Origin of the sequence: Oceanisphaera sp., from assembly GCF_052084945.1 — a bacterium.
In the GTDB taxonomy this organism is placed as follows: Bacteria; Pseudomonadota; Gammaproteobacteria; order Enterobacterales; family Aeromonadaceae; genus Oceanimonas.
The window spans coordinates 1,559-13,545 of the sequence record NZ_JBQDEX010000073.1; the positions used below are offsets into that span (position 1 = coordinate 1,559).

The 11,987-nt window shown below is 46.4% G+C and carries 12 protein-coding genes; 6 read left to right on the forward strand and 6 right to left on the reverse strand.

The window, feature by feature from the left end; translation table 11 throughout:
- From ACTHY5_RS07905 to dnaA, 4 genes are all read right to left on the reverse strand, one after another.
- Nucleotides 1–962: ATP-binding protein (locus ACTHY5_RS07905; protein ID WP_441878448.1), on the reverse strand; the 962-nt coding region annotated here is incomplete at its 3' end.
- A 4-nt stretch (nt 963–966) separates the two neighbouring features.
- The gene (recF, locus tag ACTHY5_RS07910; RefSeq protein WP_441878450.1) at nt 967–2,058 is read right to left on the reverse strand and encodes a DNA replication/repair protein RecF; all 1,092 of its coding nucleotides are present in this window, start codon (nt 2,056–2,058) and stop codon (nt 967–969) included.
- 2 nt (nt 2,059–2,060) lie between these two features.
- Nucleotides 2,061–3,164 (reverse strand): DNA polymerase III subunit beta, encoded by a 1,104-nt coding sequence (gene dnaN / locus ACTHY5_RS07915; protein WP_441878452.1) that lies wholly within the window; start codon nt 3,162–3,164, stop codon nt 2,061–2,063.
- A gap of 13 nt (nt 3,165–3,177) precedes the next feature.
- Nucleotides 3,178–4,581 (reverse strand): chromosomal replication initiator protein DnaA, encoded by a 1,404-nt coding sequence (gene dnaA / locus ACTHY5_RS07920; protein ID WP_441878454.1) that lies wholly within the window; start codon nt 4,579–4,581, stop codon nt 3,178–3,180.
- A gap of 366 nt (nt 4,582–4,947) precedes the next feature.
- Here dnaA and azu point away from each other — a divergent pair, with 366 nt between their 5' ends.
- Entirely contained in the window at nt 4,948–5,409 is a 462-nt protein-coding gene (gene azu, locus ACTHY5_RS07925) for an azurin (RefSeq protein ID WP_441878456.1), read from the forward strand.
- A 125-nt stretch (nt 5,410–5,534) separates the two neighbouring features.
- Here the strand turns inward: azu and ACTHY5_RS07930 are convergent, their stop codons facing one another.
- Nucleotides 5,535–6,671: a TonB-dependent receptor domain-containing protein gene (locus ACTHY5_RS07930; protein WP_441878458.1), complete on the reverse strand. Its 1,137-nt coding sequence runs from the start codon at nt 6,669–6,671 to the stop codon at nt 5,535–5,537.
- On the reverse strand, nt 6,599–7,669 hold the full coding sequence (locus ACTHY5_RS07935; protein ID WP_441878460.1) for a TonB-dependent receptor plug domain-containing protein: 1,071 nt from the start codon (nt 7,667–7,669) through the stop codon (nt 6,599–6,601). The genes ACTHY5_RS07930 and ACTHY5_RS07935 overlap by 73 nt, the downstream gene beginning before the upstream one ends.
- A 375-nt stretch (nt 7,670–8,044) precedes the next feature.
- Between ACTHY5_RS07935 and rpmH the strand changes: the two genes are divergently transcribed.
- From rpmH to mnmE, 5 genes are all read left to right on the forward strand, one after another.
- Nucleotides 8,045–8,179, forward strand: coding sequence for a 50S ribosomal protein L34 (rpmH, locus tag ACTHY5_RS07940; RefSeq protein ID WP_208006204.1), 135 nt, complete (start codon nt 8,045–8,047; stop codon nt 8,177–8,179).
- Complete coding sequence (rnpA, locus tag ACTHY5_RS07945; protein ID WP_441878462.1) at nt 8,179–8,541, forward strand: ribonuclease P protein component; 363 nt, start codon at nt 8,179–8,181, stop codon at nt 8,539–8,541. The genes rpmH and rnpA overlap by 1 nt, the downstream gene beginning before the upstream one ends.
- Entirely contained in the window at nt 8,502–8,747 is a 246-nt protein-coding gene (yidD, locus tag ACTHY5_RS07950; RefSeq protein WP_441878463.1) for a membrane protein insertion efficiency factor YidD, read from the forward strand. The genes rnpA and yidD overlap by 40 nt, the downstream gene beginning before the upstream one ends.
- Before the next feature lie 3 nt (nt 8,748–8,750).
- Nucleotides 8,751–10,442 carry a membrane protein insertase YidC gene (yidC, locus tag ACTHY5_RS07955; protein WP_441878465.1) on the forward strand — a complete coding sequence of 564 codons (1,692 nt, stop codon included), beginning with the start codon at nt 8,751–8,753 and terminating at the stop codon, nt 10,440–10,442.
- Between the two features lie 89 nt (nt 10,443–10,531).
- Nucleotides 10,532–11,893, forward strand: coding sequence for a tRNA uridine-5-carboxymethylaminomethyl(34) synthesis GTPase MnmE (gene mnmE / locus ACTHY5_RS07960; RefSeq protein WP_441878467.1), 1,362 nt, complete (start codon nt 10,532–10,534; stop codon nt 11,891–11,893).
- Nucleotides 11,894–11,987 lie beyond the last annotated feature (94 nt).

Below are 11,987 nucleotides of genomic sequence, written 5' to 3' on the forward strand. Positions count from 1 at the left end.
GTTAACCCTTCACGGGCATCATCACCAGAGGCAGAAGTTTTGGCTTTTTTGCTATAGCCTTCTTTGTCCATGAAGTTATTAAGGGTGCGGGTTAATGCCCCTCTAAAACCTGCTAGGTGAGTACCGCCGTCGCGCTGTGGAATATTGTTAGTAAAACAGAAAATATTCTCTTGGTAAGAGTCATTCCACTGCATAGAGACTTCAACCGTAATGCCACCTTCTTGCTCGCTAACAAAGTGGAACGCATTCGGGTGAATCGGGGTTTTACTCTGGTTTAAATACTCAACAAAAGCGCGAATACCGCCTTCGTATTCAAAATGTGCTTCTTTATCGGTTTGTTCATCGGTTAAACGAATCGAGATGCCTGAGTTTAAAAACGACAGTTCACGCAGGCGCTTGGCCAATATTTCAAAATGAAACTCGGTATTGGTAAAGGTGTCGTGACTTGGCCAAAAACGAATAAGAGTACCGGTTTTTTCGGTATCACCCACAGCAGTAAGAGGCCCTTGTGGTACCCCATGATGATAGGTTTGTTCGTGTACTTTTCCACCGCGCCAGATGGTCAGCTGTAACACCTCAGACAAGGCATTCACCACAGACACACCAACCCCGTGCAAACCACCGGATACTTTATAGGAGTTATCGTCGAATTTACCCCCCGCATGCAATACGGTTAAGATCACCTCAGCGGCAGAGCGGCCTTCTTCTTCGTGAATGCCGACCGGAATACCACGGCCATCATCGGATACAGAGACGGAACCGTCGTTATGAATAATAACGCTGATGTCTTTACAGTGTCCGGCTAAAGATTCATCTATCGAGTTGTCCACCACCTCAAACACCATATGGTGTAGGCCGGAGCCATCGTCGGTGTCGCCGATATACATGCCCGGGCGTTTACGGACGGCATCTAGGCCTTTTAATACCTTAATACTCGAAGAGTCGTAAGTGTGTTCACTCATTGGCTTACTCGCACTCCTGGTGTTCGGTGATGTCACCCTGTTTCACATGAAACAGCTTGCTATTATCCCGTGTGATCATTTGACTAAGTTGAGCCACATCGATGGCAGAAACAAAAACTTGTGCGCCTAAGCTAGTTAACTGTTGTGCTAGTAAGGCGCGTTTTTGTTCATCCAACTCAGACGCAAAGTCGTCGATTAAAAAAATACAATTCTGATCTTTTTCAGTTTTTAGGTACTGCCCTTGGGCTAAGCGCATGGCGCATACCAGCAATTTAAGCTGGCCCCGAGACAATAAATCTTGCACCGGCATACCCCGTGCTTTAATACGAATTTCAGCTTTATGGGGCCCTGAGTGGGTATACCCTAAACCTAAATCTCGCGCTAAACCTTGCTCTAAGACCTCAGCTAAATTGATGCTGCGATCCCAGCCCCGAAAAAAATCAAACGTAAAATCATATTCAGGCAGAAAATCGCCAGCAATCTGGCGAATAACAGGCTCAATGGCCTCGGCATATTGCTGCCTGAATAGACTCAACTCTTCAGCTAAGGCCACCAGTTGTTGGTCCCAATAGCGCAATTCTGTTGCAGGCCTTTGTTGGCGCAACAGCGCATTACGCTGTTTTAATAGTCGGCGGTACTGCCCCCACACCGTAAAAAACCGCGGCTGAGAATAAAATAAGCCCCAATCTAAATATGAACGGCGCAACTTAGGCCCACCCGTTAACAGATTATACCCTTCTGGGTGGATCAACTGAATGGGTAGTATGTGTGCCAGATCGGCCAGTCGTTCGGCAGTGCGCCCTGCTATTTTTAACCGGGTGTCTCCACCTCGGGTTTTACTTAACCCAATGGGTAAATTATCGTCATGCTGTGCAATGCGCGCAAACAAGGTAAAGGCAGACTCGCCTTGATGGATCACTCTGCCAGTAAGGTGGGTACGAAACGAGCGCCCCATGCCTAAATAATGAATGGCTTCTAAAATACTGGTTTTGCCGCTGCCATTAGCGCCAATCAGTACATTAATGCCAGCGGCCGGTATTAAGCGGCCATGGGCAATATTACGAAAATCTTTTAACTGTAGGTTAAGCAACGCCATGCTTAAAGTCGCATTGGCATCACAACATACAAGGCATCGCCACTATCTTCAGCCTCAATTAGACCACTGCTGCTAGCATCTTTAAGACTCACTTTCACTTTATCAGACTTAAGCGTACCAAGCACATCCAGCACATAAGAGACATTAAAGCCTATTTCTAAATCTGTGCCTTCATACTCTACATCTAGCACTTCTTCGGCTTCTTCTTGCTCTGGGTTGTTAGCAGTAATTTTAAGGACATGCTCTTGCATGTTCAGACGCACACCGCGAAATTTTTCGTTAGACAATATCGCCGCTCGCGAAAACGCTTGGCGTAACTCTTCTCGACCACAAATCAGTGTTTTATCACATTCGCGAGGTAATACTCGGCGATAATCCGGAAAGCGGCCATCAACTAATTTAGAGGTAAAAATAAAACCAGAGGTAACGGCACGAATGTTATTTTTGCCAATTTGCAGCCGTACATCTTGATCATCATGCTCTAGTAACTTCACCAGCTCAAGCACCCCTTTGCGCGGCACTATTACTTGCTGGGTAGGCAGCTCTTCGGTCAAAAGTTGACGCTGGCAAGTCGCTAAACGGTGGCCGTCGGTAGCCACAGTTCGCAGCAGCTGGCCATCGGTTTCAAACAGCATGCCGTTTAAATAATAACGGACATCTTGTACTGCCATCGAGAATTGGGTTGATTCTATTAACTTCTTTAATTCTAGCTGGTTAATATCAAATTCCAGCTCAGAGCTCCACTCTTCAATATTGGGAAAATCTTCAGCAGCTAGGGTTGCTAAATTAAACCGGCTACGGCCCGAGCGTAAAATAAGTCGCTCATCTTCTTTAGAAAAGCGCAGTTCAGCACCATCAGGAAGACCACGGCACAAATCTAGCATTTTGCGTGCCGGCACCGTAATGCTTCCAGGTGTCACCTCACCTTGCAGCTCAACCTTAGCAATCATTTCTACTTCGGTATCAGTGCCAGTCATAGACAAAATATTATCGCTAATACTAAGCAAAATATTGTTTAAGATCGGCAGATTAGGCCGGCCACCTAGGGCACTAGATACCAATTGCAACGGGCGCAATATGGCGTCGCGGCTAATAGTAAACTGCATGGTTTTCTCCGATTTAGGAAGATAAGGTGCGGATAAGATTAGAGTAATCTTCCTTTATATCATGACTTTCTTCGCGCAACTGAGCGATTTTACGACAAGCATGTAGCACTGTCGTGTGGTCACGACCACCAAAGGCATCACCAATTTCTGGCAAAGAGTGGTTGGTTAGCTCTTTCGCCAGGGCCATGGCTACCTGACGGGGGCGTGCAACGGATCGCGAACGTCGCTTAGACAAAATATCTGATAGCTTTATTTTATAGTATTCGGCCACGGTTTTCTGGATATTATCCATAGTTACCAATTTTTCTTGTAACGCCAGCAAGTCACGCAATGCTTCACGCACAAAATCGATATTAATAGCACGCCCAGTGAAGTTGGCATTGGCCATCACTCGATTCAGTGCCCCTTCAAGCTCACGCACATTAGAACGCAGTCGCTTGGCAATAAAAAAGGCCACTTCGTGGGGCAGGCGCATTTTATTTTCATCGGCTTTGCGCATTAAAATGGCCACTCGCGTTTCTAACTCTGGCGGCTCTATCGCCACAGTTAACCCCCAACCAAAGCGCGACTTAAGCCGGTCTTCTACGCCCACAATTTCTTTGGGGTAGCGATCTGAGGTCAGTATAATTTGCTGGTTACCCTCTAAAAGTGCGTTAAAGGTATGAAAAAATTCTTCTTGAGAACGCTCTTTATTAGCAAAAAATTGAATATCATCAATTAACAAGGCATCGACGCTGCGATAATAGCGCTTAAACTCTTCAATAGCGTTGTTTTGCAAGGCTTTCACCATATCTTGTACAAAGCGCTCTGAGTGCATATAAATGACTTTGGCATCGGCTTTGCGTGCTCGTATGCCATTGGCCACCGCATGCAATAAGTGAGTTTTACCTAGGCCGGTGCCCCCGTATAAAAATAACGGGTTATAAGCGCCACCCGGATTTTCAGCGACTTGCTGAGCAGCAGCCCGTGCCAGCTGGTTTGATTTACCTTCTACAAAGTTATCGAAGGTATAGCTGGCGTTCACATTACTTTTATAAATAAGCTCCGGCTTATCTTCTGCTTTTTCAATCCAAGACGGCGCCATTTGTGGAGGAGTAGGAGCTTTACTCCCGGTTTGGCCAGAGCCGCTTGGCTGATGTTGAGTGGTACTAGGAGCTAAATTAACCGGAGTACGCTTTTTGCCCACTTCAAATTTCATCTGCGGACAGTTACTGCCGCAGAACTCACTCAACAAACTGTTGATCCGCAATAGGTACTTGTCTCGCACCCAATCTAATACAAAACGATTAGGGGCAAATAACGTCAATACGTTATCGCCCAGCTCCGCCTGCAGCGGCCGGATCCACATACTGAATTCTGCCGAGGGCAATTCATCTTGTAGCCGGTTAAGACACTGCTGCCAAAGCGAAGTGCTCATCAGAACTCCTAGGGTTATGGGATCAATCAAGGGGGTAGTATTCTACTGATGCGCGGCTTGGATCTCTAGCAAGATCGTGATGATCCTGTAAAATATGATCCTTGACATCTGTGAATAACTTATAACTCATACACAGGTTCTTGGTAGTTATGAACAGGGGTTATAAACAGGTTATTTTTGTGCAACAATTAAACTGTAAACGCTTTTTATGTGACACAGATCATAGTTTTGGTTTGGTGGATCACCAATAATCGAGTTGTTATCTTTAATCACTGAGTATTATTCTCGATTTTCTATGTTAGGGTATGTTTAGCTTGGTCACCGTAAATCAGTGACAGGTTACATGTACACTTTAAGGAGACATGCATGAAGAAGACACATTATTTAGCAGGAATCGCATTATTGTCAGCCACGGCCGCTATGCCAACATTTGCCGCTGACGAATGTACCCTGGACATAAACAGTAATGACGCTATGCAGTTTGACCAAAAAGAGTTGAGTGTACCCGCTACTTGTGAGGAAGTAACCTTAAATCTTCATCACACAGGCACCATGGCGAAAAACGTAATGGGCCATAACTGGATACTAACAGCTACCGAAGATATGCAGCCTGTTGCTACTGACGGTATGAGTGCCGGTGCTGATAACGAGTACGTTAAAGCTGATGATGATCGTGTTATTGCTCATACAGATGTAGTGGGCGGTGGCGAAAGCACCAGCGTAACCTTTAGCATTGCTGATCTGAATGCTGGTGATGACTACAGCTTCTTCTGTAGCTTCCCAGGCCACGTTAGTATCATGAACGGTAAATTCAACATAACTGAATAAACCCTTCGCTAAACGTATGCCTAAAGAGCCTGCCTGTGCAGGCTCTTTTTTTGTGCGCATCATTACATAGTAAAAAGCCTCTCGATATTGATATCGAGAGGCTTTTATCTTCACACTAAATGGTATTAAAACTGATAATCAACCACTAGGCTCCAGTTCCGGCCAGGTTGGCTATTAATATCTGCCCCACCACTGCCGTGGCCTGAACCTGACACATCTCTATAGGTCCAATATTGCTTATCAAACATATTAAATAGGCCAGCACGCAATGTCAGATCTTGCACAGGCTTATAGTAAGCGGTTAAATCAACCAAACCAAACCCCGCCACATCAGCATGATCGTCTTCTTGCCAATCATCTTTGCTCGACACCATAGTGTAGTTAACCACGCCACCGTACTGTTCTTTGTCTAACCCAAGTCCAACGACCGCCGTTAACGGTGCCACACTGTTTAAACTGCGCCCAGTGCTATCATCTTCGCCATCGGCATAGGCTAATGATGCTTGTAAATAACTACCAGTAGGCGCATCAAAGGTAGAATCTAGATTAATAGTAGAACTGAGTTCGGCACCATAAATCGTCACTTCATCTAGGTTTTGCTTGGTTAGCCTATCTTTACCTGTGGCTGTATCCACACCTAGCTGAGCATCAGTAATAAAATCACTGTATTCGGTGTAAAAAGTCGCCAACTCAAAGCTGGCAGCATCATTTTGCCCACGGATCCCTAACTCATAGGCCAAACTTTTTTCTGCTTTTAGATTAGGGTTAGGATCAAAGATAGCCCCCATATCATAGAAGTAATATAGATCATTGACGGTTGGCGCTTTAAAGCCTTGGCTAACTTGTCCATATACAGACAATTTGTCATTTAAGTGATAAACCGAGCCCAGCTTAAGCGTTACCGCATCATCTTGGTTTTTTTCATAATCATTTATATAGCCGGCATCACTACCAGGTTTTGCTTCATAACTGTCGTAACGTGCCCCAGCAGTAACAATGAATCTATCATCCATTAGATACCACTGATCTTGTAAAAATATCCCCCATTGCGTTAAATCCGCATCAGGGATCCCCGTATTACCCACCTTACTGGTGCCTGTATCTAAATTATAATCAATGTTAGTAAGCTGAAAATCGTTATGAACAAAATTCGCGCCATAGGTGAGCTGGTGATTGTTATTAACACCCGCTAACTTAGAAAGCTGTGCATCAAGTTGTATCGTTTTATCTTTAGCATCACGCTCTCGCTGCCGTTTCCCCATAAACCCTGTGGTATCGTAGTTTTATAGAGCGAGTCTGAATGCTGTATGTTCGTCGACCAATCAAGAGTATCGGCAAGCACACTATTCATTTGCCACTCGTGCTCAATCCCTACCCGAAGCCGCTCTCTTTGATCTTCGTTATAGTTATCGGTGTAAGTAAAGCCCGGCATAATGGTATAGCCATTTTGGCTTAGCTCATCTTCATCATACTGTTTGTTATAATATTCAACCGTTGCCCCCACTCTATGCTGATCATTAATCCGATAAAAAGCTTTCGCCAGCAAGTTACCTAGCTCGCTGTCTGCAGGGTTAGCAGCACCCCGTGAGCGCCCTTCTACATCGGCACCACTGCCGTGGGTTTTGGTTTCACCGCCATCGGCATAAGTCGCCATCACTAAGGTTTCTAGCTCGCCTTGGCGCATCGCCCAGGTCAGAGTGTTTTTAAATTCTTCATTTACTGAGGCATAACTGGTTTTAAGGCCGAAACGGTGCTCATCTCCGTCTGTTACTAGTACATCACTGGGATCTTTGGTTTTTAGTAATACCGCACCGCCAATGGCATCTGAGCCATATAAAGTAGAAGCCGGCCCTTTGTTCACCTCAATCGCTTGTAAGGTATCTATCTCCACCGCATTGGGATAACTGCGCTGCTCATTCGCACCTGGGTTATAAGGTACGGGTTGCTGCACCCCATCAATCATGGTCTTAACACGACTGCCTTCTACGCCACGAATATTAAACCCCGATAGACCAAAACGCCCCCCTCCCGTGGCTTCTACTCCAGGAGTATATTTAAGTGCATCTTTCAGATCGTGAGCAATGGTCAGGTCTAGTTGTTTGCGCGTTTCGTTTTCGATAGACGAGGAAACATCCTTTTTAACCTGGCTGGTGCGGGTGGCCGAAACCACAGTTTCATCGAGAAACGAGGTGGGGTTAGCCATAGTCGCTGGGGATAAAGCCATCATAATAGAGACAGACAACAAGGTTTTAGTGAACATCTATTTTTACCTTTCTTCCATAATAGGTTTGATTTGATGCGCCATATTATTGGATCTAAATGTAAATTACTATCAATTGCATTAGCAATTTAACCCTGTTTTCCTTGTGTATTTGTCTGATCTTGCTGTTTTTGTTGCTAACCCTTAAAGGCACTGTATAATTCCAGCCCCGCGATCATTAAGGATCGAGGGATCGACCTTAGTAGATAAACATTTTCTATTAATTGGTCATCAATCAACGGCATGTGGATTGACGTTATAAACAGAACTGTTTAGAATTCGGCCTCTTTGGTGGGGCCGTCTCGGTGATGTTTATGCGTCAGTCGAGCACATGGCCAAACTGTATAGCAAACTGACACAGCGGTAATAACTACTATGAAACGCACTTTTCAACCTTCAAATTTGAAGCGTAAACGCAGCCACGGTTTCCGTGCTCGCAAAGCCACTGTAGGTGGTCGTAAAGTATTGGTCGCTCGTCGCGCCAAAGGTCGTGCACGTCTGAGCGCCTAATGGCCAAGCACGCCTTTACACGGGAGTTACGCTTGTTAACTCCCGCCCATTTTAAAAACGTCTTCGACAACCCTGTCAGAGCCGCATCCCCGCATATCACACTTCTTGCCAAACCAAATGAATTAGGTCATCCCAGACTGGGCTTAGCTGTACCTAAAAAAGCACTTAAGCGTGCCGTTTGGCGTAACAGAGTGAAACGTGTTGCCCGCGAAGCATTTCGTTTAAAGCAGCATGATTTGCCCCATGTAGATATTGTGGTGATCGCCAAGAAAGGGGTTGGAGATGTGCCAAACGACGAGCTGTTCGAATTACTGGATAGGCTATGGCGCACGCTTTCTCGCCGCTGCAACGACTCAGCGTAGGCATAATTCGCCTCTACCAACTGGTCATCAGTCCCTTGCTTGGGCCCAGGTGCCGCTTTACTCCCACCTGTTCGCAGTACGCCATTGAGGCCATTCGGCTCCACGGTTTTTTAAAAGGCAGTTGGTTAACACTCAAACGTCTATTAAAATGCCATCCTTTAGGTCCATGCGGCCATGACCCGGTCCCGACAAAGCGAAGAAAATAAACTATGGAATCCCAACGCAATATTCTAATTATCGCGCTGCTGCTGGTGAGTTTTCTCATCTGGCAACAGTGGACAGCTAAAGATGTTCAGCCCGAAACAGCTCAACAAAGTAGCCAAACCACTCAGGTGCAAGCAAACCAAGGGGATGACGACTTTATTCCTCAAGGTGATCAGGCTAATGATGAAGGCGAAGTGCCCACTGATGCCAGTAGTGCAGTAGCCAAACAACACTTAATTACTGTGACCTCAGATACGCTCAAACTGACTATCGACACCCAAGGTGGTGACGTGGTGCGTACAGAGCTATTAGAGCATGATGACAGCCTAGATTCTGACGATAAATTTGTGCTACTCGCTAATAATGCTGACTTTGTTCATGTAGCACAAAGTGGCCTTATTGGTCGTGATGGCCCCGATAGCAACGTTGCGGGTCGTCCTATTTACCACAGTGAACAACAGCAATATGTGTTAGCAGACGGTCAAGACAGTCTGACTGTGCCCATGACCTTTACCAATGATAAAGGTGTGGTGTTCACCAAAAACTTTACCCTAACGCGCGATAGCCATGTGGTAAACGTAAGCTATGGCATTAACAACCAAAGTGGTGAGCCGGTTCAGGCTCAACTATATGGTCAATTAAAGCAAAGCATTAATGGCCCAGAAGAAAAAGGCGGCAACATGCTGATGGCCTCGGCTTATCGTGGGCCTGCTTACTCTAGCGACGAAACTCGCTATACCAAGTACGACTTTAAAAAAGTACAAGAAGCCAATCTCAACCAAAGCACAGAAGCGGGTTGGGTTGCCATGCTACAGCACTACTTTGTATCAGCTTGGATTGCCCCAAAACAAGAGCAAAACCAGCTGTATAGCAGCGCCTTAAATAACAGAGGCCAAGCGGCAATTGGTTTTAAAGCGCCCTTAGTCACAGTGGCACCAGGCACAGAGCAAACGCTGTCGGCTGATTTATGGTTAGGCCCTAAGCTACAAAAGAAAATGGCTGCCGCTGCCGACAATCTAGACTTAACCGTGGATTACGGTTGGTTATGGTTTATTGCTCAGCCACTGTTTAAGCTACTGCACTTCTTGCAAAGCTTTGCCGTTAACTGGGGCTTGGCCATTATTCTTACCACCTTTGTGGTACGTGGTGTTATGTATCCACTGACCAAGGCGCAATACACCTCCATGGCTAAAATGCGCATGCTACAGCCTAAGTTAAAAGAGCTAAAAGAACGTCATGGCAGTGATCGCCAAAAGATGTCTCAAGGCATGATGGAGCTGTATAAGAAAGAAAAAGTAAACCCACTGGGCGGCTGTTTACCGATTCTGGTACAAATGCCTATTTTCATCTCCCTATACTGGGTATTGATGGAATCCGTTGAACTGCGCCATGCGCCTTTTATGCTGTGGATTGAAGATTTATCGGTTCGTGACCCCTACTTTGTGCTGCCAGTATTAATGGGCGCGAGTATGTTTCTGATCCAGAAAATGAGCCCCACCACAGTCACGGATCCAATGCAGCAGAAGGTGATGCAGTTTATGCCTATCATCTTTACCTTCTTTTTCTTGTGGTTCCCTGCGGGCTTAACTTTATACTGGTTAGTCAGTAACGTGGTCACCATTACTCAGCAGTGGTATATCTTCCGCCAGCTTGAGAAAAAAGGACTGCACGGTAATAAGAATAAAGCCGAGTCTTAGGCTTATCGCACTCGGTTTATTGGGTGCCAGAACTCACTACACTAAAGGCGACCCTAAGGTCGCCTTTTTATTGCTTGGAGTAGTAACAGATGTCGTTTGATACCATAGTGGCTCAAGCCACCGCACCTGGTCGCGGTGGTGTGGGCATAATACGTGTCTCTGGCCCCGCCGCCGAAAGCGTGGCTCACGCCGTATTAGGCAAAATACCTAAAGTGCGTTATGCCGACTACCTGCCTTTTAAAGATCAACACGGCGAGGTACTCGACCAAGGCATAGCCCTGCTTTTTAAAGGCCCCAATAGTTTCACCGGTGAAGACGTATTAGAGCTGCAAGGCCATGGCGGCCCCGTTATCTTAGATATGCTCATGCGCCGTATTCTTGCACTGCCGGGGTTGCGCACTGCTAATGCCGGTGAGTTTAGTGAGCGCGCTTTTTTAAACGACAAACTCGATCTTGCCCAAGCAGAGGCCATAGCCGATTTAATTGAAGCCTCTAGCGAGCAAGCTGCCCGCTCGGCATTACACTCACTGCAAGGCGAGTTTTCTAATCACGTACACGGTTTAGTGGAATCACTCACCCAGCTGCGCATTTTTGTGGAAGCCGCCATCGACTTTCCCGAAGAAGAAGTGGATTTTTTATCTGATGGTAAAATCGCCAGCAGCTTATACGCCATTATGGACCGCTTAACTGAAGTACAGCGCCAAGCACGCCAAGGCGCCATTATGCGCGAAGGCATGAAAGTGGTGATTGCCGGGCGCCCTAATGCCGGTAAGTCTAGCTTACTGAATGCGCTGGCCGGTAAAGAATCGGCCATTGTAACCGACATTGCCGGTACCACCCGTGACGTACTGCGTGAGTTTATTCACATCGATGGCATGCCGCTGCACATTATCGACACCGCCGGTTTGCGCGAAGCCACCGATGCGGTTGAGCGCATCGGCATAGAACGCGCTTGGTCGGAAATAGAGCAAGCGGATCGCATTTTATTTATGGTTGACGGCACCACCACAGATGCCTTACACCCGAAAGAGATTTGGCCCGATTTTGTTGATCGCCTGCCCGAGCATATTGGTCTGACCGTAGTACGCAATAAAGCGGATCTCAGTGGTGAATCCTTAGCTATCGTCAGTGACGGTGAGCATAAGGTGTATCCTATCTCTGCGACTTCTGGATTAGGGGTTGAAGCACTTAAAGAGCACTTAAAAGACTGCATGGGATTTCAGAGTGGCGTTGAGGGCAGCTTTAGTGCCCGTCGTCGTCATTTAGACGCCCTACACCATGCAGACCAACACCTGATTATGGCCAAAGAGCAATTAGAAGTGTATGTCGCCGGCGAGTTGGTGGCCGAAGAATTGCGCCTTGCCCAAGAAGAGCTTAGCCAGATCACCGGTGAGTTCACCTCAGATGATTTATTAGGCAAGATTTTTTCAAGCTTTTGTATTGGGAAGTAAGGGCAGCGCCGAGCACCAAGCGCTAAGCTAAACAAAAAACGGTTGGTCTGGCAGCTGATAGCTATTTTTAGCCGTCTTTCTGAACTCGATTCAG